Source organism: Rhizobium sp. CAU 1783 (assembly GCF_054551725.1).
This window is the reverse complement of sequence record NZ_JBTOLM010000002.1, coordinates 828241-850021: the sequence shown is the minus strand read 5'-3', so window position 1 is coordinate 850021 and position 21781 is coordinate 828241. Positions and strand designations below refer to the sequence as shown.

Below are 21781 nucleotides of genomic sequence, written 5' to 3'. Positions count from 1 at the left end.
GGTTCGGGAACGATCATCGGCACCGGGCATTTTCCTCTCGAACCGACGCGGGTAGCCAAGCCTCTCAAGGCAAGCGACCCACGTCATTCGCAATGACTATCTCAGAGGAAAGGTAGCCCACCATGAAGAAGACCCTCAACACCTTTGTTGCCGCCGTCCTGCTTGGCTCGACCGCCATTGCACCGCTCGCCTATGCCCAGGAAGCCACCGCTCCGGCAGCGCCCGCGCCTGCCGCCGGCACCGAAGCACCGGCTGTCGTCCCCACCGACAAGGCTCCGGACGCTGCGGCAAGCAGCACGACGACCACCACCACGACCGACGGCACGACTGCGACGGCATCCAGCGCAACGTATCTCACCGAACAGGGCGAGACGCAGCTCAGTGCCAACGAGTTCATCGGCACTTCAGTCTACACCGCTGCTGACGAGTCCATCGGCGAAATCAACGACCTGATCATCGAAGACAAGGGCGGCATCGTCGCGGCCGTGATCGGCGTCGGCGGTTTCCTCGGGATCGGCGAAAAGGACGTCGCCGTTCCGATGGACAAGATCACGGTGACCCGTGACGCCAATGACGGCGACGAACTGCGCCTGACGACCGTCGAGACGGCCGAGACGCTCAAGGCCGCACCGGAGTTCAAGACGCTGGAGCAGCAGGCCGACGCCAATCCGGCCGTCATGCCGACCGACAACACCACCACCTCTTCGACGTTTACCAAGTAACCCGGAACGCGGGACGTGTTGGACGTCCTCGAAGGGCGGCGCCTCGGCGCCGCCCTTTCCCGTGTCCAGACACATGCAGTCGCCGGGGCTTCCGCACAGACCGACAGACCGAAGTTTCGCTTCCTTTGACCGCTTGCAGATGATAGAAATACACCTATTGCGAGATTTTCTCCGATAGAGCGAGTATGCGGGATGCCTTTCAGGATACTCACCGGCCGCTTCTTCTGCGTGAACTATTCGCCCGATGGCGATACGATCCGGTTTTCACCCGATCAGATATCAGACCTTGGACTGCTCGATGGCGTCCCACCCGAAATCAACAAGCGCGGGCATCTCTCTCTCCGCCTTGAAGGGATCGACGCGTTGGAGACCCATTTCGAAGGCCGCCATCAGCCGTTGAACCTGGCCAATGCGGCCCGCAACGCACTGCTGGACTTCGTCGGGATCCGCAACGTTCAGTGGGATGCGAATGCCGGGAGCGTCATTGCAGCCGATGACGGATCGCCGGGCTACATTCTTGCCAGATCGACGGACAAATTCGGGCGCGTCATCGCGTTTGCATTCGCCGACGTGGCACCGGTGGCGACGGGCAGCGAGATCTTCGCCAAGGCCCGGGACCTCGACAACAGCGTCAATATCCATCTTCTGTCGCGTGGCTTCGCCTATCCCACCTATTACTGGACGCTCTTCGCCGAACTGCGCGAGTATCTGACTGCGAGCGTCGACGCAGCACGCGCGGCGGGGCTTGGCGTTCACGCGGTCGATGCAACGAACACGCTCTCATCCATCGTCAATATCGGTACGCTCACGGACCAACTGGTGTTGATGCCGAAGCTCTTCCGACGTGCCTCCGCCTATGTTGCGGCAGCAGGCACGATCATCGGCTTCAAGGCAGCGCTCGAGGCCAATCAGGAGCCGGTCTTCGATCTGCGCGACAAGAATTTCACGCATTTCGATACATTCGTCACGGAACAGGGCGATCAGATCGCCCTCACCCGTCGGCCGGAAGAACTGGTCTTCGACCCGATGCCCGAGCGCCCCGGCGGCGAATTCACCGCCATGATGAACGATCAGGGCTGACGGCGGCCGCAGGTTGCCGAAGTCAATACCAGGCGTCGGGTCTGTCGCGGGTGGTCCGCTCGATGTAGTCGCGCAAGGCTTCGTCCACGGCGACGTCGAGCGGCGGGGCCTGATATTCGGCGAGCGTCTTCTTCCATTGCTTGTTGGCGCGGGTTGCCATGTCGGTCGAGCCGGCGGCGCTCCATTTCTCGAACGGCTCGTTGTCGGAAAGCGCCGAATCCCAGAAGGCCGTCTGGTAGTTCCGCATGGTATGGGCAGATCCGAGAAAATGGCTGCCCGGCCCGACCTCCTGGAAGGCGTCCATGGCGAGCGTGTTGTCGTCGATCACGACGCCGGCCATGTAGGAATGCAATGCCCCGCAGAAATCCGTGTCCATGACGAACTTCTCGTAGGACATCGACAGCAGGCCATCGACGAAACCGGCTGAATGCAGGATGAAGTTGGCGCCGCAATGGACCGCCGACAGCATCGACATGACGCCCTCCTGCATGGCCTGGGCGTCGGGCAGCTTGGAATTCGAGAAGTTTCCGGCGCATCGGAGCGGCAGTTTCAGGCGCCGCGCGAGCTGGCCGATCACCATGGAACCGACCGCCGGTTCCGGCGTGCCGAAGGTGGGCGAGCCGGAGCGGAGCGACATGGAGGAGAGGAAATTGCCGAAGATCACCGGCGCGCCCTTGCGCTCCAGCTGTGTCAACGCGCAGCCGGCAAACGTCTCGGCATAGGCCTGGGCAATCGCGCCGGCATTGGTGACCGGCCCCATGGCGCCGCCGAGGATGAAGGGAACGATGACGGCGGCCTGGTTGGCACGCGCATAGGCTCGAAGCGCCCGGGTCATGGTGCCGTCCCAGACCAGCGGCGAGTTGACGTTGACGTTGCCGAGGATGACGCAGTTCTGGTCGACGAAATCGGCGCCGAACAGGATCCGGGCCATCTCGATCGATTCCTCTGCCCGCTCCTCCGCGGTGACCGAGCCCATGAAGGCACGGTCGGAATACTTGATATGGCTGTAAACCATTTCGAGGTGGCGCTTGTTGACCGGCAGGTCGACCGGTTCACAGATCGTGCCGCCCGAATGATGGAGCCACGGACTCGACTGGGCGAGCTTGATGAGATTGCGAAAATCCTCGATGGTGCCGTAGCGACGACCCTTGTCGAGATCCATGACGAAGGGGGAGCCGTAGGCGGGCGAGAAGACGACGTTCTTGCCGCCGATCTCCACGTTGTTTGCCGGATTGCGCGCGTGCTGGACGAAGGTCTCCGGCGCGCTCGACACGATCTCGCGCAGCATGCCCGGCTCGAAGCGCACGAGTACGCCCTCGACCTTGGCACCCGCCCGTCTCCAGTGGTCGAGCACCGCCGGGTCGTCGCGGAACTCGATGCCCACTTCCGCCAGAATCCGGTCAGCGGTCTGCTCGATGCGCAGCAGGTTCTCCTCGGAGAGGATGTCGTAGGTCGGGATGTTGCGACGGATGAAGGGCACCCTCAAGACAGGACTTGCTCCGGCCTCCCGTCGCCCGGCCCTAGCGGACCGGGTCCGGCGTTCCTTGCGTTCCAGTTCCTGCAGATCTCCCGACATCCGGCGCTCCCCTTGCAATCTGATTTTGATCGAAGCTAGCGGTGATGGGAGACATTGTGACGTTGGAAAAAGTCTCGCGATGCGATAAGCTCAGCTTATGAATAGTTTCCGCCGCCTGCTGCCCTCGGCCAACAACCTGATCGTCTTCGAGGCGGCGGGCCGGCACGAGAATTTCACCCGCGCGGCGGAGGAACTGGGGATGTCCCAGGCGGCCGTCTCCTACGCGATCCGGGCGCTTGAGGAACAGCTGGGCGTGGTGCTCTTCGACCGGGTGCACCGGGCGGCGCGGCTGACCGAGGTCGGCGAGCGTTTTCATTCCGACGTGTCGGCCGGTCTCTCACGCATCGGGCGAGCGGCCGAGGACATCCGGGCGAAGGGCCGCGAGGTCAACGTCACGCTCGCGGCCTCCACCGCCTTCGCCTCGATGTGGATGCTGCCGCGGCTCGCGCGCCTGCGTGAAGACCTGCCCGATATCGATCTCAGGATTCAGACAAGCTTTCGCGACCTCGACCTCGAAGAAGAGGCAATCCCACTCGGCGTGCGCGGCGGCGATCCCGGAAACTGGCCGCATTATCACGCCGCCAAGCTGGCACCGGAGGTGATCAGCGCAGTCGCGAGCCCCGCCTTCATCGAGCAGAACGGCCCGGCCGACACGCCCGAAGACCTGACGCGGCACCGGCTGATCTGGCTGGAAGAACCGGTGCGGCAGGCGTGCAACTGGCCGGAATGGTTCGCCAGCGCCGGCATCGGCTATGCACCGAAGGGCCGGCGCCTGGCGATCAACGACTATGTGCTGGTCATCCAGGCCGTGCTCGCCGGTGAAGGCATCGCGCTTGGCTGGAACCATCTCATCGAGGGACAGGTGCGTTCAGGGCAGCTCGTCCAGGTGGGCGGCCATGCGCTGGACACCGGACACGCCTTCTATGTGGTGTGGCCGCGCTCCCGTGAGCTGACGCCGTCGGCCGCCAGGGTGCGGGACTGGCTGCTGTCTCAAGGGGACAAGCCGGCCGCGGGAAATCGCGCCGCCGGCTGAATCGTTTCAGGCCGTCGCCCTTTCGACAAGCGCAAACTCGTGGTGATGGTCGTTGAGGTAGCGCAGCGTGGCGGCAGCGTCCGCCGGCTTGCCGAAATAGTAGCCCTGGCCCATGCCGCAGCCGAGACGTCGCAGCTTTTCGGCTTCCGCCGCCGTTTCGATGCCTTCCGCGACCACTTCCAGATCGAGGCCCTCGCACATCGTCACGATCGCCTTGATGATGTGTTCCGAGGTACGGTCGGTGGTGATGGCCGAGACGAAGGCGCGGTCGATCTTGACCTTGTCGAAGGTGAAGTCGCGCAGACGCCCGAGGCTGGACTGGCCCGTCCCGAAATCGTCGAGCGAGATGCGGATGCCGGCTTCGCGCAGTTCGTCGATGATGCGGCGGGCGGTGTCCGCCGAGGTCATTACGGCGGTTTCGGTGATCTCGAGTTCAAGGCGGCGCGGATCGAAACCGACGCTGGAGAGGATCGACAACGTGTTGAACGTGGTGCGCGGATCCATCAGCTGGGCCGAGGACAGATTGAAGGAGAGGAAGAGCTCGCGCGGCCAGGCGAGCGTCGCCTCAGCCGCCTTGCGCAACAGGGTCTCCGACAGCATGTCGATGAAACCCCGTTCTTCGGCGAGCGGCACGAAGATGGCGGGAGAAACGAAACCGAGATCGGGATCGTTCCATCGGGCGAGCGCCTCGAAGCCGACGACGCGATTGTCGGACAGGCGAACGATCGGCTGGAAGTGCACGTCGACATTGTCGTTGATGATGGCGTTGCGCAGCGCCTGCTCAAGCTGGGTGGCGCGCCGCATCTCCTGGGCAATTTCGCGGGAGTAGACGGTGATCTGGCCGCGACCGCGGCGCTTGGAGCGATAGAGCGCGGTCTCCGCGCTCTTCATCAGTTCCTCGAAATCGGCACCGGCAAACGGATAGACGGCAAAGCCGAGCGAGGCGGAAAGACGGACGTTGCGATCGCCGAGGTCGTAGGGCGCGGATAGCACGTCCTTGATCATCTGGCCGGTGCGCTCGGCACCGACGCGCTCGAAGACCAGCGGCAGGATAATGGCAAACTCATCCCCGTCATGGCGGGTCACGGTCGCGCCATCCGGAACGCAGGCCTTCAGGCGATGAGCGACCTGGCAGAGGATTTCGTCGCCGGCGACCGAACCGAAAAGATCATTGATCGGCTTGAAGCCATCGAGGTTGACGATGCCGACAGTGAAGGGCGCGGGATCGGCGGCGCGCTCGCTCGCCAGCAGGCGCACCTTGTCGCGCAGGCGGTAGCGATTGCCAAGGCCCGTGAGCTGGTCGGTATAGGCCATTGCCTGAAGCTCGTTCTGGCTTACTGGTGGCAATGTTGTTCCCGCAGAGCCCATGGGCACATCCTGGATTGAGATCTTTCGATGCTACCGAGGATGGGTGCCAAACATTAAAAAAATAATAGCAATTCCGTAGCCTTGGCTATGGATTCTGGCCCATGATTTAGGGGGTTGACAGTGATCGTCAGCCGGCGGAGACGCCCTTCAGCGCCGGGGCGACGCGGGAGAGCACGGCTTCCACTGCATCGGGGCTCAGCGGCTTGAGGATGACATCATCCATTCCCGCGGCAAAACATTCTTCGCGATCCCGCTCGAAGGCCTGGACGAGGACGCCGACGATCGGGGTTGCGCGGGCCGAGCTCAGGCCCAGTTCGCGGATGCGGCGGCTTGCCTCGAAGCCATTCAGCCGCGGCAGCGTGATGTCCATCAGCACGATGTCCGGCTGAAGTTCAAGCCAGAGCTTGACGACTTCCTCGCCGTCGGCGGCGATACGATAGGAGTAACCCAGTCCCTCGAGGATCTGGGAAAAGACGATCTGGTTGATCTCGTTGTCCTCGGCGACCAGCACCAGAGGCGCCGTTGCGACCGGCGTTGGAGCTTGCGGTTCGGACGTCGAGATTTCCCAGTCGTCGGCCGCGCCGTCCGGATCGAGACCGGCAAGCCGCTCCATCACCAGGAAGGCGAGTTCGGTGTCGAGCTGGAAGCCGTCGAGCGTGATCGTCGTGGTGCCGAAGGTCTCGGCGATCTCCAGGCATTTCACATCCATGTCGGTATCGACGATGACGAGGTCGATCACCACGCCGACAGATCGCGCCACACTCAGGAAGGCCTCCTGCTCACCCGGATCGCGCACGGCGCAGGCGTCGATGCCGAGGCGCTGGAGGGTCTTCAGCGCCTTGCTCTCGAATTCGACGTTGCCGGTGATCAGCAGTGCCTTGCGGCCGATGTTGGCAGCGGGGATCGCCGGACGCACGGGATCGTTTTCGGGAAGCAGCGGGAGCGCAGGACCAAGCGGGGCACCGGGTGCGGTCTCGCTCCCGACGGCAGCCACGTCATCGAAGCTCGTGACGATGAAATAGCGACCGGGCTTGCCGACGCGCTGGCTGCGCAGCACAACGCGGCGGATGCCCGCGGCGCCCGCCGGAAGATCGACGGAGACGGCGGACGGGGTTCCAGTCTCCAGAATATGACGTGTGACGCCCTGAAGGCGGCCCGCGACCTCGTCGGCGAAGGCGCTCGCGAGCGTGCCGCCGAGAATGCTGTCGGCGGAAATCTCCATCCAGGCGCAGAAGGCCTTGTTGACCGCGACCATGGCGAGGTTGCGATCCTGGACGAAGACCGGTTGCGGCAGGTTGTCGAGGATTTCCTCGGTGAGCTGCACCCGTTCCATGTCGGCGCGCCACTGTTCCTCGCGCTTCTTCTGGTCGGTGATGTCGGTGATGACGCAGACGCCGAAACCCGACGGCAGGCGCCGCTTGGAATAGCGTGTCCAGCGATTTCGGCCATCGAGCTGCTGGACTTCGGAGCGCTCGCGCCAGTGGGCGGCGATATGTTCGGCGATCCATTCCTCGCGGCTCTGGACGACCTCGCCCTTGCCCGCGGTCGCGGCATCGCGCCAGCCGGCATCGTAGAGCGCACCGAGATAGTCGCGCAGGCGGGTTCCGGGGTTCAGGAACTGTGCAGGAATGGGAAAATAATTGCGGATCAGACGGCTTGCGTAAATCAACTGGTCATTGCGATCGTAGACCACGAAGGCAACGGAAAGCGCCTCGGACACGGCGTCGAGCATGGTCGTCTGCATTGTCGCATCCGCACCCCCGCTGACCATTCCGTCGTTCCCCTTCGGCCTGTCTTCACCAGGAACTGGTGCAAACTCTTTCACACAACCGCCTCAAAATACTGAAAGGCGCACGCCAGACAGTCGAAACCATAGGTATTTCGTCACGCCGAAACATGCCGGAAGAATTCGCTTGAGGCGGCAGAAGGGTCAGATGGGGGACGTTCCAGCGCTCGCCCCAACCCTGCCGGTGGCACCGGCCCTGCCTTTGAAAACATTTCAAGTCAGCGTTGAAGCTATCCACCTTAACTTAAAACCAGCTTAATGAATTTCTATGCCTTTGCCCCCTTCGGTGCACAGGTTGAGTTACCGCTTCCATCCCGGGCGCGAATCCCCGAAAATAGAAACATGGTCATCAAGCAGCTCTCGGAAACCCTCATCAACCAGATCGCCGCCGGCGAGGTCATCGAACGACCGGCCAGCGCGGCGAAGGAATTGATCGAGAATGCCATCGACGCCGGCGCGACCCGCATCGAGATCGCCACCGCGGGTGGCGGGAAAGGGTTGCTCCGGGTCATCGACAACGGCAGCGGCATGGCGCCGGAGGACCTGGAACTCGCCATCCGCCGGCATTGCACCTCGAAGCTCAACGACACGCTGTTCGACATCCGGTCGCTCGGTTTTCGCGGCGAGGCCCTGCCCTCGATCGGCTCGGTCGCGCGGCTCAGCATCACCAGCCGCAGGCCAGACAGCTCGGAGGGCGCGGAAATCTCGGTGACCGGCGGCAAGGTTTCGGCGGTGAGGCCCGCGCCTGCCAATCCCGGAACCACGGTCGAGGTGCGTGACCTGTTTTTCGCGACCCCGGCGCGGCTGAAGTTCCTCAAGACGGAAAAGGCCGAGGCGGCCGCGATCACCGAAGTGGTGAAGCGCATGGCCATCGCCTTTCCGGCCATCCGCTTCGTGCTGTCGGGCAGCGACCGTTCGACGCTCGAACTGCCGGCAACCGGCGACGACAGCCTCGCCCGCATCGCCCAGGTGCTCGGCAGCGACTTCCGCGACAATGCGATTGCGCTCGACGCCGAGCGTGAGGATGTCCGCCTCGGCGGTTTTGCCGGCCTGCCGACCTTCCATCGCGGCAATTCGGCTCATCAATATGCCTTCGTCAACGGCCGGCCGGTGCAGGACAAGCAGATCCTGTCGGCGATCCGCGGCGCCTATGCCGAGACCATGCCGCAGGGGCGCTACCCCGTCGCCGTGCTGTCTCTGACCCTCGATCCGGCGCTGGTCGACGTCAACGTGCACCCGGCCAAATCGGACGTTCGCTTCCGCGACCCCGGACTGGTGCGCGGCCTGATTGTCGGGGCGATCCGCGAAGCGCTGAAGCGGGAGGGCGACCGGGCCTCGACCACGGGTTCCGAAGGCATGCTGCGCGCCTTCCGGCCGGGCTTCCGCCCCACCCCGCCGCCCGCGTCATCCAATGGCGGATGGAGCTACCAGTCGTCGCCCTATCATCCCTTTGCGGGCCAGCCGACGAACGCCGCGACGGCGTTTTCGCAACCGGGTTTCTCCGAGCCGCTGCAGGCGCGCTTCGGCGAGACCGAAATGCCCACGGCCCGGAGCGAGGTTTTCGTCGCGAGCGAAAAGCCTGCCGCTGAGACCGCGTCCTTTCCGCTCGGAGCGGCACGCGCCCAGGTGCATGCCAACTACATTGTCTCGCAGACCAAGGACGGGCTGGTGATCGTTGACCAGCACGCCGCGCATGAACGTCTGGTGTTCGAGCAGATGCGCAAAGCACTTTCCGGTCGGAGGCTTCCTTCCCAGGGGCTGCTGATCCCGGAAATCGTCGACCTTCCGGAAGAGGATTGCGACCGGCTTATGGTCCATGCCGCCTCGCTGGAACAGCTGGGGCTTGCCATCGAGCGCTTTGGCCCCGGCGCCATCGCGGTCCGGGAAACGCCCGCCATGCTGGGCGAGATGGACGTGCCGGGACTGATCCGCGAACTCGCCGACGAAGTGGCGGAATGGGATACGGCTCAGGGACTCTCAGCCAAGCTCGAACATGTGGCGGCAACCATGGCCTGCCACGGCTCGGTGCGGTCAGGCAGGCAACTCAGAGTCGAGGAAATGAATGCGCTGCTGCGCCAGATGGAGGAGACGCCGGGCTCCGGCCAGTGCAATCACGGCCGGCCGACCTATGTCGAGCTCAAGCTGTCCGACATCGAGCGCCTTTTCGGGCGCAGCTGAAAAGTCTGGAAATCCGGTCGATGGCGCGCTATGGCAGTTTCGTTACACGCAGGAGATCGATCCAGATGAACCGTTTTGAAGGCGGAAGCCGGGAAGCCAAGATCCGCTATCTCGATGCGGACTTCCAGATCCTGTCGCCCGGGACATTCGTCACCTGTGCGATCACCGGACAGCCGATCCTCGTCGACGAGCTGAAATACTGGAGCGTGGCACGCCAGGAACCCTATGTGGACGCCGCCGCATCGCTGGAGGCGGAAAAGCGCGCAGGCGCCCTGCCCAACCAGAAGCGTTGAGGCCTCAGGCCATCAGCGTCCGGCCGTCCTGAGCCGCCGGGCGCGAAAGGCCTCGATTGCCCGGTCGATGACCCGGCCCGGCGCATTCGGATCATCGAACTTCATTTCGACATCGACCACATGTACGCGGCTTAGCAGGTCCGTCGACTTGCCATGCCCACCGATCAGTCGCACTCGATCCTTCGCGGTGGTGGCAAGCTGAAGTCCGGCGGCAGCGGCTCGGGCGAGAAGATCATCGATCTCGTCGTCGCTCAGGTGATGGTGATCGGGGAAGCCCTGGGTGTCAGCAATCTCGGCGCCGAGTTCCTGCAGCGTGCGATAGAACTTGCCCGGATCGGCGATGCCGGCAAAAGCCAGTACGCGCTTTCCGGACAGGACGTCGTTCCGCTCCGGCTCAAGGCGGGCGACCATGACCTGTTTTCCCGCCCGTGAGGCCTGCCGAACGAGTTGATCGGCGGCATTTCCGCTTCCGACCTTGAGGATGGCGTCGAGGTAGCGCATCTGGACAGCAATCGGCGCACGCACCGGGCCACCCGGAACGATGTGTCCGTTGCCGATGCCGCGCTGGGTGTCGATGACCACGAGCGCGAAGTCGACGGCAAGCCGTGCGCTCTGGAAGCCGTCATCCATGATGATGATGTCGGCCCCTTCCTTGACCAGGCGCTCCGCGCCGGCCACGCGGCGCCGCGAAATCACGGTCAGGGCTTCGCGCGCGAGCAATAACGGTTCGTCGCCGACATCGACCGAACGGTGATGATCGGGATCGACCAAGGTGGTGACATCGAGCGAACCGCCGTAGCCCCGGCTGAGGAAGCCGGGTCTCAGGCCCTTGGCCATTGCCGCCCTTGCCAGCGTAATCGCCGTCGGGGTCTTGCCGGCACCGCCGACGGTGAAGTTGCCGACGCAGATGACGGGAACCGGGGGCGCATGGCGGCGCTTGCGGCCCATGCGACGACCAGAGACCTGGCCATAAAGGAAGGACAGGGGAGAAAGACTCCAGGCACGCCAGTCGGGCTTCATCCACCAAAAAGGCGGTGCTTCCGATACCATCCGGTCCACTTTCTTTGTTTGCCGCGGTCCCCCGACCGCTCGACCCCACGTCGCGGCACAAGAGAGCCCAACCGGATAGCCTTCGTCAAGCCGGTTGCGGACATCCTTCGCACGCGTCGATCAGTTGAGGACGGCCTCCAACTCTGTGATGTCGTTCAAAAGAACATCACAGGCCTCCTCCAGCGATTGACGGGAGCCGGTCCCGGACAGCACTGCGACCTTGAGGCCGGCGCCGGCATTGCGGCCCATGTGGAGGTCGTGGTTGTTGTCGCCGACGACGGCGACCTGGTGCGGCTTGAGGCCGGTCTCGGCGCAGAAGCCCAGCACCATGCCCGGCCCCGGCTTCGAACCGTGGCCACTGTCGTAGCCAGCGACGAAATCGACGTAGTCGTCGATGCCGAAACGGCGCACCGCAACCCGGATCGAGCGCTCGTTGTCGCTGGAGGCGATGCCGAGCCGCAATCCGCGTTCCCGCAGCCGGGCAAAGAGCGGCGCAAGTTCGGTAACCGGGACGGACAGTTCCGCCGCGCCGGCAAAGAGGTCGTCAATCAGGGGAACGAGCGCATCCAGGTCGTGCGGCGCGCCCGCGGCGATCAGCCCCTCGGCGATCTCGCGGGTATTGCCGGCGGCGAGCAAACTGTCGGGAACCAGACGGCCGGTCACCGGGTCCATACCGCAAGCCCGAAGAAGGTTCTCGGCCAGCGCAGCGTCACCTGCGGCGGCGATCAGGGCAACCTTGCGGTTTACCGGCGCCCAACTGGCGTCGAAATCGAGAAGCGTCCCGTCCTTGTCGAACAGAATGCCGGCAATCTCCGATGTGGTCGTCATTGGTGTCCCCTCCCCGAAATCACCGTCAGCCGCGACCCGCCATGCGGGGCTCCAGCTTGGCCGTCACCGTCAGCGGGGTGATATAGGGCTCAAGGCCCTTCAGCGTCGCGACCAGCGCACCGCGCATTTCCTGCATGGTCTCCGTGCCGGCGTCGATCATCTTGTGCCGCGCGAGGTCGTTCGACATCAGAAAGTGAACGGCCTTGGCCAGCATTTCGGCATCGCGCACGATGCGGGCATTACCGCTGCGGACCAGTCGCTGATAGCTCTCGCGGAAATTGCCGACCTTCGGACCGGCCAGCACGGCGCAGCCCAGCATGGCCGGCTCCAGCGGGTTCTGGCCACCCTCGCCCGTCAGCGAGCGCCCGACGAAGGCGATCTCGGTGAGGCGCAGGTAAAGACCCATCTCGCCGATCGTGTCGCCGAGGAAGACGTCGACATCCGGGGTGATCACGTCGTCGCGAGTGCGGCGTGCCACCTTCATGCCCTTCTCGATCATCATCGCCTCGATCTCGTCGGCGCGCTCGGGATGGCGCGGCACGACGATCGACAGAAGGCCGGTGTGGGCCTTCAACGCCCGATGAACCATGGTGGCGATCTTTTCCTCGCCGTCGAAGGTCGAGATGGAGGCCCAGGTCTTGCGGTCGCCGATCTGCTGGCGATAGCGCTCGAACACCGCCATGTCGCAGGGCGGCGCGTCGCTGTCGACCTTGATGTTGCCCGATACGCTGACCGGCCAGGCGCCGAGGTCGCGGAACCGTTCGGCGTCGAGCTCGGACTGGGCGATCACCAGCGACAGTTTGGAAAACAGTGCTTCGGCGATCGAGGAATGCCGCTGCCAGCGATCGAAGGAGCGATCAGAAATGCGCGCGTTGACGAGGATCTGCGGGATGTGACGCTTGTGAAGCTCCATCAGCGTCGTCGGCCAGATCTCGGATTCGACCGAGATCGCGACGTCCGGCTGCCAGTAGCTCAGGAAGCGGCGGACCGCCGGCTTGACGTCGAGCGGCACATACTGGTGCAGGATCTCGCCATCGAGACGGAAGCGCGCGAGTTCGGCCGATGTCACGGTACCGGTGGTCAGAAGCACGTGGATGTCACGCCGGCGCAGCTCGCGCATCAACGGCACGACGGCCAGCGTCTCGCCGACGCTTGCGGCATGGACCCAGACCAGTGGGCCTGCCGGCCGATCGATGGCGGGATAGCCGAAACGCTCCAGGCGGCGGGCGCGATCCTCCTTGCCCTTCGCGGCACGAAAGGCAAGCAGGGGCCCCGTCAGAGGATAGGCAGCGATGCCCGCCCAGCCATAGGAGGCAATGGCCAAGGATGCGAGACCATCGCTCATTGCCATCGTGCGACACCGTTTTTATTCATCATGAACGCCATCGAGCCCTTTCAGGAGGCTGGCTACGCAAAAATACCTGATGCTTCAAAACTACGTTTTAAACGTGACTTGCGGCAACGGTCATCGGGCAGCGCCCTAGGTCGATGCCCAAAAAAGTCTCAGTGCTCGACCGTTGCGCCGCCCGGGGTCAGAAGGCGATGCATGTGGACGATGAAATAGCGCATGTGGGCGTTGTCGACGGTCTGCTGCGCCTTGGCCTTCCAGGCAGCAAGGGCACTCGCATAGTCCGGGAAGATCCCGACGATATCGAGCGCGTTCAAATCGCGGAACTGAACATCTTCCAGGCTCGACAGTTCGCCGCCGAAGACGAGGTGGAGAAGCTGCTTGCTGTCGTTCGAATCCGCCATTTCCAGTCTCTTTCCGTAGATTTCGCGTCCACCTTCCTCTGATCGATTTCGGCGGAAAGGTCAACTGCGCGGCGCGAGAAGCAGGTGTTTAAGCAGGTCTGGCAATTCCGCCTCGATGGCGGCGCAGAGTTCGCCATGGCTTACCTCAGGTCGATTGTAGCGCAGCGCCTCGCCGTAGAGATCGACGAGGCGGCCACCGGCCCGCTCCAGAATGAGGTCAGCGGCGGCAAGATCCCAGTCATGGGAATTGCGCTTCACCAGCGTCGCGTCGATACGACCGTCGGCGACCATGGCAAGGCGATAGGCCAGCGAGGGGATATGCTCCACCCGCTCGATGCGGTCGCGGATGACTGCATCGAAGCCGGCGACGATGTCCTGCGGCGTCGCGACCTTGAGCCTTTCGCCCGGGCGGTGGGTGGCAACCGAGATCGGCTTGCCGTTCTTCAGCGCCGGCCCATCGACCACGGCGAGGAACTCCTCGTCGAGTGCAGGGGCGACCAGCGCACCCGCGACCGGCCGACGGCCATGCACCACCGCGACGCTGACGCACCAGGTCTTGCGGCCGTTGATGAAGGCACGGGTACCGTCAATCGGGTCCACGACAAAGAGGGTTTCGCAGTCGAGCCGGGCTGGATCGTCGTCCGTCTCCTCCGACAGCCAACCATAAGCCGGACGGGCACTGCGCAATCTCTCTTCCAGGCATTGGTTGGCGGCATAGTCCGCGGCACTGACGGGGGAATGGCCACCGTTCTTCCACCAGACCTCCGGCGACTGGCCGAAGTGACCAAGGGCCACGGCACCGGCCGCGCGGGCGGCTTCCGCGATCAGGGCCAGGTCGGCCTGCCAGTCGAAGATCGGTTGGGCGCTCATGGCGAAGCTGTCCCTCCTGCCGTCCCGTTCACCATGCGATCACTGCCCTGCCAGCGTCATGCCCTCGATCGCGATGGTCGGGGCGGCAACGCCGAACTTGCGATCGATGTCGTTGGCGAGCGTCACCCGCATGAACATGTCCTTGAGGTTCGAGGCAATCGTCACCCCGGAGACCGGAAATGCGAGTTCGCCGTTCTCGATCCAGAAACCGGTCGCGCCGCGGCTGTACTCACCGGTGATCATGTCGACGCCCTGGCCGATCAGCTCGGTCACGTAGAAGCCGGTGCCCACCGAGCGGATCAGTTCCTCGGGCGAAACATCGCCCGGCTCGAGCGCGAGGTTGGTCGAGGTCGGAGACACGGCGGTGCCGCCGCGGGCCCCGCGACCGTTGGTGTGCAGGCCGAGTTCGCGCGCGGCCGAAGACGACAGGAACCAATGCTTCAGCACGCCGTCCTCGATCATGGTCAGCCGCTGGCCCTTGACGCCCTCGCCATCGAACGGGCGGGAGGCCGAGCCTCGTACCTTCAGCGGATCGTCGGTGATGTTGAGGCCGGCCTTCAGCACCTGCTCGCCCATGCGGTCACGCAGAAAGGAAGTCTTGCGGGCGACGGCCGCGCCGTTGATCGCGCCGGCGATGTGGCCGACGAACCCGCGAGCAACGCGCGGATCGAAGACGACCGTCAGATCCTTGCCGGTCGGCACCTGGCGTGGGTTGACGCGCTTGATGACACGTTCACCGGCACGGCGGCCGATATCCTCGGGCTTGTCGAGGTCGGCGAAATAGAGACGGCTGTCGAAATCGTGGTCACGCTCCATGCGCGTGCCCTCGCCGGCGATCACACCGACGGAGCGGCTGAAGCGCGACGCCATGTAACTTCCGGAAAAGCCGTGGGAGGTGACGAGCACCATGCCGCCCATGCCGGCCGAGGCTCCGGCACCCGCCGAATTGCTGACCCCTTCGACCTCGAGCGCTGCGGCTTCCATCGCGAGGGCCGCCTCACGCAGGGCATCGCTCGACACCACGGTCGGGTCAAAGAGATCGAGGTCCGGGTAGGATTTGGCGATATCGGCAGCATCGGCGAGACCCGCATAGGGGTCCTCGGGTGAAACCCGGGCCATGGCGACGGCACGTTCGGCGAGCGCTTTCAGATCGAAGCCCGGATTGGCCGAAACACTGGCGACCTGCTTGCCGATGAAGACGCGGAGCGAGAAGTCATCCCCCTCCGAGGCGTCGGTCTGCTCGACCTTGCCGAGGCGGACACTGACGGAGGTCGAACGGGAACGGACCACGACGGCGTCGGCGGCATCGGCACCGGCCTTGCGGGCAAGCGAGACGAGCTCTTCGGCACGGGCGAGGAGGGGCGCGGAATCGATTTGGCTGGACATGATTTGGCCTTTCATTCCCGCTCCATTTATTGTGCATTACGGAAGGCATCAAGGGTCGCGGGGCGATTCCCGGGGATGGCCCGATCACAAAGGCAGGAGACCCAGGATTTGTCGACAGGTTCCGAGGCGCTTTTCACGGAAACACTGCTTCTGCTCGGCGGCGCCATCGTCGCCGCACCGGTGTTTCGAAAGCTCGGCCTCGGCACCGTGCTCGGCTATCTTGCGGCAGGGATCGTGATCGGCCCGCTGGCGCATCTCATCACGGGAACCGACGACATCTTCGCCGTCGCCGAACTCGGCGTCGTCTTCCTGCTGTTCATCATCGGCCTCGAGCTCAAGCCGTCGCGGCTATGGCACATGCGCGACGACATCTTCGGGCTCGGCTCGGCACAGGTGGTTCTGACCGGACTTGTCCTGACCACGGTGGCCGTCGCCACCGGGCTTCTGGAGTGGCGGGGCGCGCTGGTGGCCGGCTTCGGTCTCGCGCTGTCCTCCACCGCCTTCGCTCTTCAGATCCTCAACGACAACGCCGAGCTCAACAGCCGCCACGGCCAGCGCGCCTTTTCGATCCTGCTGCTGCAGGACATCGCCATCGTGCCGCTGCTCGCCATGCTCTCGATCCTCGACGGGGACCGCGGCGGAGCGGATCAGTCGCCCCTTCTCGACATCGCGATCTCGCTCGGGGCGATCGTGGTCACGGTGCTTTCCGGCCGCTTCCTGCTGACGCCGATGTTCCAGGTGATCGCCCGCACCGGCGCACGCGAAGTGATGATCGCGGCGGCGCTGTTCGTCGTTCTGGGATCGGCCATGCTGATGCATGTGAGCGGGCTTTCGATGGCAATGGGCGCCTTCCTCTCAGGCGTCATGCTGGCCGAATCCTCCTACCGGCACGAACTCGAGGCCGACATCGAGCCGTTCCGCGGGCTCCTGCTCGCGCTGTTCTTCATGTCCGTCGGGCTGTCGATGGAACTCGAAGTCATCCGACAGAACCTCCTGATGATCGTCGTCGCGGTGCCGTCACTGATGCTGATCAAGGCGGTCGTGCTCTACGGCCTGTGCCGGTTCACCCGTTCGTCCCACGACGATGCGATCCGCGTCGCGCTCCTGCTGCCACAAGGCGGTGAATTCGGCTTCGTCATCTTCACCACGGCAGCGGTGAGCGGATTGCTGACGAACAGCACCTCCTCGCTGCTGATCGCCATCGTCACCCTATCAATGGCGCTGATGCCGTTCGGGCAGCTGTTGTCACGCCGGCTCGTATCGGCCGAGGTCCGCGAGGAGATAGAAGAGGATTTCGAGGGTGCGGGTGCCGACGTCCTGATGATCGGCTTTTCCCGTTTCGGCCAGATCGCGGCACAGATCCTGCTCGCCAGCGGCCGCGACGTGACAATCATCGACGACAGCGCCGATCGTATCCGGCAGGCAGCATCCTTCGGCTTCCGCATCTATTTCGGCGACGGCAGCCGCCTCGACGTGCTGCGTGCGGCAGGCATCGAGCGGGCGAAGATCGTTGCCGTCTGCACCCAGAAGCGCGAGGTGACCGACAAGATCGTGGATCTGGTGCGCGCGGAGTTTCCGGATGCGCGGCTCTTCGTGCGCGCCTATGATCGGCTGCACAGTATTTCGCTCCGGAAACGCGACATCGAATACGAACTCCGCGAGACGCTGGAGTCCGGCCTGCTGTTCGGGCGGCGCACAATCGAGGGGCTGGGGGTGAGCGAAGAGGATGCCTACAAGATCGGCGAGGATATTCGCCGGCGCGACGAAGAGCGACTGAAGATCCAGTCGGCAGAGGGCGTGCATGCAGGGCGCCACATGCTGCACAACCGCCCGGTCCGTCCGGAGCCGCTGCTCAAACCGAAACGGACGACGGCGCTCACCGAAGAACAGGAAACAGTCCGCGATCTCAATCCGAGCTGAGGAAGACCTTGGAAACGATTTCGGTTACCCGCTGCCTCAACGGCGAACAAAGTCCTCGATCCGCGCTTCGAGATCACGCTTGAAGCGGTCCTTTATCGCCTCGTTCGCCTCGATGATCTGGCGGGCCTTGAGCAGATCCATGACGCGGAAGGCATTGACCTCGGGTCTGAGATAAAGGTCCGGCTGGCACAGCTTCATCTTCAGGGCCACGTTCGACTGCATCAGGAGCTGGGTCGCGCCGAACAGGCTGTCGATGCGGTTCGGGACGAAGCTGCCGGTGGTTTCGGGGCCGCCGATCACGTCGACACCGACGACGATGTCGGCCTGGCCGATCAGATGGTCATAGGGAACCGGATTGAAGATGCCGCCGTCGATCATCAGCCGGCCGTCGCGATGGATCGGCATGAAGAGCGCGGGAATGGCGGCCGAGGCGGATAGCGCCTCGTAGAGATCGCCGCTCTCGCAAACCACCTCGCACTGGCCATAGTAGTCGGTGGCGATCACCTTCAGGGGTATGCCGAGTTGCGAAAAATCCGCGGGGATCGCCTCCGGCAGGAAGGCCTTGAGGATACGCTCCAGATTGAACTGGCCGAGCTTGAAGCCTCCTAGCGCGTCGCGCATGGTGGAGGGGCCGAGGCTCCACAGGCGATTGGCGACCGTGCCTCGATGGCCGATGGTCTGGACCGTGTAGTCACGGATGTCCCTGCCCGTCATGCCGGCGGCCATGCCGGCGCCGATGATCGCCCCCATCGACGATCCTGCGATCACCGTCGGGCGTATCCCGAGTTCGTCCAACGCCTCGATGACCGGAATATGGGCAAAGCCACGCGCACCGCCCGCGCCTAGCGCAAGCGCGATCGAGGGCGCCCCGGCCGATTGCTCAGTCGGAGCGACGGTCAAGGCGATGTTTTCTTGCATGGCAGACTTCCCCGGATGGAATGTCAGGCAGGCTTATAGGAAAAGAAGTACATTTTCGTGTCACCGAAGCTGCGTTCTTCGATGAAGGCGAATACGGGATCCACCTCGACCAGGACATCGGCGCGCTCCTCGAGCACAGCGATTGCGCCCGGGGCCAGCCAGCCGCCGAGATGGGCGGCGAGCAAGGCCTTTTCGCCCAGTCCCTTGGCATAGGGCGGGTCGGCGAAGACGAGATCGAAGGGTTCTATGTTGGATGCCGGCCCGAGCTGGGTGGCGTCTCGCCGGAGAATCCGGGCACGACCGTGCAGGCCGAGCGCATCGATGTTCTCCCAGAGAAGGCTACGGCCCTCGACGCTGTTTTCGACGAACAGCGCCGACTTGCAGCCCCGCGACAGAGCTTCGATGCCCACCGCGCCGGTACCGGCGAAAAGATCGATGATCCGGGTGCCGTCGAGCACGCCTGGATGGGCGTGCGCGAGGATATTGAACAGGCTTTCGCGCGTCCGGTCGGTAGTCGGCCGGATCGCATTGGATTTCGGCGCGGCCAGGGCGCGGCCACGAAATTCACCGCCGACAATCCGCACCGCGCCTTACCTCTTGCCCTTGGCAGGACCGCGACCGCCAGCAGGCTTGCCGCCGCCGCCGGGACGTCCGCCGCCGGGCTTGCCGGAAAAGGACTTCGAGCCACCGGGCTTTCCGCCCGGTTTGCCGCCGAAAGGCTTTGCGCCCCGCGGCTTGTCACCGAAGGCGCGATCGCCTGAGGGACGGCTGTCGGCGTTGCGCGGACCGCGGGGCTTGTCGCCAAACGGACGATCTCCGCCGGGGCGGCCCTCGGAGCGGGGACCGCGCGGCTTGTCGCCGAAGGGCCGGTCGCCGCGCGGGCGGTCCTCACGGGGACGATCATCGCGGGGACGGTCGCCGAAGGCGCGGTCACCACGCGGGCGATCGCCACCACGGGCCGGACGGTCACCACGCTCGCCGCGTTCCGGACGATCGCCGAAACTGCGCCGGCCGCCGAAACCTTCGTCGTCCTTACGACGGGCCGGCTGCTCGGCGCGGATCCATTCGCCCTCTTCGTCCCGGGTACGGCTGACCTGTACGCGGGGGCCCGGATCCGGACGACCGTATTCCGGCTTGCCACCTTTGCGGTCCGGGTCGAAGCGGTTCAGCGACTTGGTCGGCTTGCCATCCTTCGTGCGGCCGTAGCGCTTGTCGGCACCGCCGTCGGGACGGGCGCGAGCGGCACGCTTCTCGGCAGCTTCCGCCTCGGCGGCCTTCTTCTCGGAGACCGGGCGGGCGCCGGGCGCCATCCACACATTCGCGGTGCGGGTCGAGCCCGGCGTGCGGCGCTTCGGCTTGTCGGCACTGTCGCCGTAGCCGCCGCCACGGCGATCGTCTCCGCCGCGGTCGTCGCGCTTGCCACCGAAGGAACCCTTGCGGCCATCGCGGTCGCCGTCGCGTCTGGTATCGAGACGGCCGAGAGCCTGTTCGCGGCGGTCCTCGGGCTTGGCCCATTTCGAGCGCTCGGCCTTTGCCGGCGCCTTGGCGGGGGCGGCGTCATCCTCGTCGCCGACCGGGCCGGCGCTATAGATCGGCGCATCGAAGTTGGCCTTGGCATCCTCGATCAGGCGGGGACCGAGCTGGTCGCGCAGCATGCGGCCGCGCACCTCGATCACCTTGCCCTCCGGCAGGTCGCCGAGCTGGAATGGACCGTAAGAGATGCGGATCAGGCGGTTGACCTCGAGACCCAGCGCGCCGAGCACGTTCTTGATCTCGCGGTTCTTGCCTTCACGCAGGCCCATGGTGATCCACGCATTGTGGCCCTGGGTGCGGTCGAGCGTCGCGTCGATAGAACCGTAGAGCACGCCGTCGACGGCAATGCCGTCCTTCAGCTTGTCGAGTGCTGCCTGGTCGATCTCGCCATGGGCGCGAACGCGGTAGCGACGCAGCCAACCGGTGGTCGGCAGTTCGAGCACGCGGGCCAGTCCACCGTCGTTGGTCAGCAGCAGCAAGCCTTCGGTGTTGATGTCGAGGCGGCCGATCGACATGACCCGGGGAAGCTCTTCCGGCAGGTTGTCGAAAACGGTCGGACGGCCTTCGGGATCGGAGTTGGTGGTCACCAGACCGGCCGGCTTGTGATAGAGCCAGAGGCGGGTGCGCTCGATGCCGCGGATGGCCGCGCCGTCGACCTCGATCGTGTCGGAGAGCGTCGCATTGACGACCGGGGTATCGAGCACCTTGCCGTTCAGGGTGACGCGACCTTCCATGATCATGCGCTCGACGTCGCGACGCGAGGCAACGCCCGCGCGCGCGAGCAGCTTGGAGATGCGCTCGGGCTTGGTTTCATCGGCGGCGATCGTGGCTTCGACCCTGGCCGGCTTGCGCGCGGGCTTGTCGGTTGCCGCGCTCGGCGTGCGGGTGAGCGGCTTGCCGCCGCGGTCGGACGTCTTCGGTCCGGGGCGCCTGGACTTGTCTTTGAATGTCATTTGCTGTTTGCCTGTGGTTTGGGCTGTCCTATCAGGTCAAGACCGCTTGGTTAAGAGGAAAGTTGTGGAAGTGGCGCAGACGAACGGTTTCATGGCCGCCGCACTGGATGAGGCACGGGCAGCCGGAGAGCGCGGCGAGGTGCCGATCGGCGCGGTCGTCGTCTCGGACGGCACGATCGTGGCGCGCGCCGGCAATGAAACACGTGCGCTGAACGACATCACCGCCCATGCCGAAGTCCTGGCGATCCGCCGGGCCGCGGCGGCGATCGGCGACGAACGGCTGACGGGCGCCGACCTCTACGTCACGCTCGAGCCCTGCACCATGTGCGCCGCGGCGATCTCGTTTGCCCGCATCCGCCGGCTCTATTACGGCGCCGAGGATCCGAAGGGCGGCGGGGTAGACAACGGCGTGCGCTTCTATGCGCAGCCGACCTGCCACCACGCGCCCGAAGTCTATGCGGGGATCGGCGAAACATCGTCGGCAGAGCTCCTGAAGCGCTTCTTCCAGAGCCGGCGATAGGACTGACGGCAGATT

General features: G+C 64.7%; 19 protein-coding genes. 7 read left to right on the top strand and 12 right to left on the bottom strand.

Translation table 11 applies throughout. The annotated features are described in order from the left end of the window. The first annotated feature begins 122 nt into the window (after nt 1-122). A complete protein-coding gene (locus ACX93L_RS10845; RefSeq protein ID WP_459404846.1) occupies nt 123-722 on the top strand; it encodes a PRC-barrel domain-containing protein in 600 nt (199 codons plus the stop codon). A 192-nt stretch (nt 723-914) separates the two neighbouring features. Then, nucleotides 915-1802, top strand: a complete 888-nt coding sequence (locus ACX93L_RS10840; protein WP_459404845.1) for a thermonuclease family protein — start codon at nt 915-917, stop codon at nt 1800-1802. Nucleotides 1803-1824: 22 nt separating this feature from the next. Here ACX93L_RS10840 and ACX93L_RS10835 read toward each other — a convergent pair whose 3' ends face one another. Further along, complete coding sequence (locus ACX93L_RS10835; RefSeq protein WP_459404844.1) at nt 1825-3378, bottom strand: trimethylamine methyltransferase family protein; 1554 nt, start codon at nt 3376-3378, stop codon at nt 1825-1827. 97 nt (nt 3379-3475) lie between these two features. Between ACX93L_RS10835 and ACX93L_RS10830 the strand changes: the two genes are divergently transcribed. Continuing rightward, nucleotides 3476-4411, top strand: a complete 936-nt coding sequence (locus tag ACX93L_RS10830) for a LysR substrate-binding domain-containing protein (protein ID WP_459404843.1) — start codon at nt 3476-3478, stop codon at nt 4409-4411. A 6-nt stretch (nt 4412-4417) separates the two neighbouring features. Here the strand turns inward: ACX93L_RS10830 and ACX93L_RS10825 are convergent, their stop codons facing one another. Continuing rightward, nucleotides 4418-5779 (bottom strand): putative bifunctional diguanylate cyclase/phosphodiesterase, encoded by a 1362-nt coding sequence (locus tag ACX93L_RS10825; protein ID WP_169590269.1) that lies wholly within the window; start codon nt 5777-5779, stop codon nt 4418-4420. A gap of 127 nt (nt 5780-5906) precedes the next feature. Next, a complete protein-coding gene (locus ACX93L_RS10820) occupies nt 5907-7523 on the bottom strand; it encodes a response regulator (RefSeq protein ID WP_459404842.1) in 1617 nt (538 codons plus the stop codon). A gap of 384 nt (nt 7524-7907) precedes the next feature. Between ACX93L_RS10820 and mutL the strand changes: the two genes are divergently transcribed. Together mutL and ACX93L_RS10810 are read left to right on the top strand one after the other, a co-directional pair. Beyond that, a complete protein-coding gene (gene mutL / locus ACX93L_RS10815; protein ID WP_459404841.1) occupies nt 7908-9743 on the top strand; it encodes a DNA mismatch repair endonuclease MutL in 1836 nt (611 codons plus the stop codon). 65 nt (nt 9744-9808) lie between these two features. Then, nucleotides 9809-10036 (top strand): DUF2093 domain-containing protein, encoded by a 228-nt coding sequence (locus tag ACX93L_RS10810; RefSeq protein WP_169590275.1) that lies wholly within the window; start codon nt 9809-9811, stop codon nt 10034-10036. A gap of 12 nt (nt 10037-10048) precedes the next feature. Here the strand turns inward: ACX93L_RS10810 and lpxK are convergent, their stop codons facing one another. The 6 genes from lpxK to ACX93L_RS10780 form a co-directional block, all read right to left on the bottom strand. Further along, nucleotides 10049-11086, bottom strand: coding sequence for a tetraacyldisaccharide 4'-kinase (gene lpxK, locus ACX93L_RS10805; RefSeq protein ID WP_459404840.1), 1038 nt, complete (start codon nt 11084-11086; stop codon nt 10049-10051). Between the two features lie 120 nt (nt 11087-11206). After that, complete coding sequence (locus ACX93L_RS10800) at nt 11207-11914, bottom strand: HAD family hydrolase (RefSeq protein ID WP_459404839.1); 708 nt, start codon at nt 11912-11914, stop codon at nt 11207-11209. A gap of 25 nt (nt 11915-11939) precedes the next feature. After that, nucleotides 11940-13259 carry a lipid IV(A) 3-deoxy-D-manno-octulosonic acid transferase gene (gene waaA / locus ACX93L_RS10795; RefSeq protein ID WP_459405368.1) on the bottom strand — a complete coding sequence of 440 codons (1320 nt, stop codon included), beginning with the start codon at nt 13257-13259 and terminating at the stop codon, nt 11940-11942. A 158-nt stretch (nt 13260-13417) separates the two neighbouring features. Beyond that, nucleotides 13418-13666, bottom strand: coding sequence for a DUF4170 domain-containing protein (locus tag ACX93L_RS10790; RefSeq protein WP_169590281.1), 249 nt, complete (start codon nt 13664-13666; stop codon nt 13418-13420). Between the two features lie 60 nt (nt 13667-13726). Then, nucleotides 13727-14536 carry a 3'(2'),5'-bisphosphate nucleotidase CysQ gene (locus tag ACX93L_RS10785; RefSeq protein WP_459404838.1) on the bottom strand — a complete coding sequence of 270 codons (810 nt, stop codon included), beginning with the start codon at nt 14534-14536 and terminating at the stop codon, nt 13727-13729. A 39-nt stretch (nt 14537-14575) separates the two neighbouring features. Then, nucleotides 14576-15922 carry a TldD/PmbA family protein gene (locus ACX93L_RS10780; RefSeq protein WP_459404837.1) on the bottom strand — a complete coding sequence of 449 codons (1347 nt, stop codon included), beginning with the start codon at nt 15920-15922 and terminating at the stop codon, nt 14576-14578. A gap of 75 nt (nt 15923-15997) precedes the next feature. Between ACX93L_RS10780 and ACX93L_RS10775 the strand changes: the two genes are divergently transcribed. Next, on the top strand, nt 15998-17842 hold the full coding sequence (locus ACX93L_RS10775; RefSeq protein WP_459404836.1) for a monovalent cation:proton antiporter-2 (CPA2) family protein: 1845 nt from the start codon (nt 15998-16000) through the stop codon (nt 17840-17842). A 36-nt stretch (nt 17843-17878) separates the two neighbouring features. Here the strand turns inward: ACX93L_RS10775 and ACX93L_RS10770 are convergent, their stop codons facing one another. Genes ACX93L_RS10770 through ACX93L_RS10760 form a run of 3 tightly spaced genes read right to left on the bottom strand, consistent with a single transcriptional unit; the run spans nt 17879 to nt 21246 of the window. Beyond that, entirely contained in the window at nt 17879-18760 is an 882-nt protein-coding gene (locus ACX93L_RS10770; protein ID WP_459404835.1) for a patatin-like phospholipase family protein, read from the bottom strand. A 23-nt stretch (nt 18761-18783) separates the two neighbouring features. Next, the gene (gene rsmD / locus ACX93L_RS10765) at nt 18784-19344 is read right to left on the bottom strand and encodes a 16S rRNA (guanine(966)-N(2))-methyltransferase RsmD (protein WP_459404834.1); all 561 of its coding nucleotides are present in this window, start codon (nt 19342-19344) and stop codon (nt 18784-18786) included. Between the two features lie 6 nt (nt 19345-19350). Next, nucleotides 19351-21246: a pseudouridine synthase gene (locus tag ACX93L_RS10760; RefSeq protein ID WP_459404833.1), complete on the bottom strand. Its 1896-nt coding sequence runs from the start codon at nt 21244-21246 to the stop codon at nt 19351-19353. Nucleotides 21247-21316: 70 nt separating this feature from the next. Here ACX93L_RS10760 and ACX93L_RS10755 point away from each other — a divergent pair, with 70 nt between their 5' ends. Then, nucleotides 21317-21766, top strand: a complete 450-nt coding sequence (locus tag ACX93L_RS10755) for a nucleoside deaminase (RefSeq protein WP_459404832.1) — start codon at nt 21317-21319, stop codon at nt 21764-21766. Nucleotides 21767-21781 lie beyond the last annotated feature (15 nt).